Here is a 376-nt window from a genome sequence, read left to right as displayed (position 1 = left end):
TGTTCAATTGACCATTTTTGGATCTTGATTTTTTCTTCAATCAATCGCTTTAGGTTAGTCGTTAAGATGGTTTTACGACCACGATGACTAAGTTTAACTTCATGGTCAGTTTGAGCCTTAACTGCGTGATACTCACCAGCTAAGCGATGAACCTCATTAAAGATAGTGGTTTTACTAAAGCCTAAATAATCGGCAATATATTGAAGTGAGTGCTTTTCATGATGAAGTGTTTCGATGACAACGCGGTCTTCAAATGATAAAATAGTGGTGCCCATAAAGGTCCTTCTTTCTAGTGGAATGTTGTGGTGACACCATTAAAGACCTTTACGGGTTTTTCTGTCCACTAATATGTTCAACTTAAATTTTACAATCTACC

1 protein-coding gene is annotated in these 376 nt (G+C 36.7%); it reads right to left on the bottom strand.

Translation table 11 applies throughout. The annotated features are described in order from the left end of the window. The coding region (locus tag FFM78_RS13745; protein ID WP_171001911.1) for a helix-turn-helix domain-containing protein at nucleotides 1-275 on the bottom strand (275 nt) is incomplete at its 3' end. Nucleotides 276-376: the final 101 nt, after the last annotated feature.

The organism is Loigolactobacillus binensis (genome assembly GCF_005405165.1).
GTDB classification, from domain to species: domain Bacteria; phylum Bacillota; class Bacilli; order Lactobacillales; family Lactobacillaceae; genus Loigolactobacillus; species Loigolactobacillus binensis.
The sequence above is the reverse complement of the archived record's forward strand: the minus strand, read 5'-3'. Positions and strand labels throughout refer to the sequence as shown.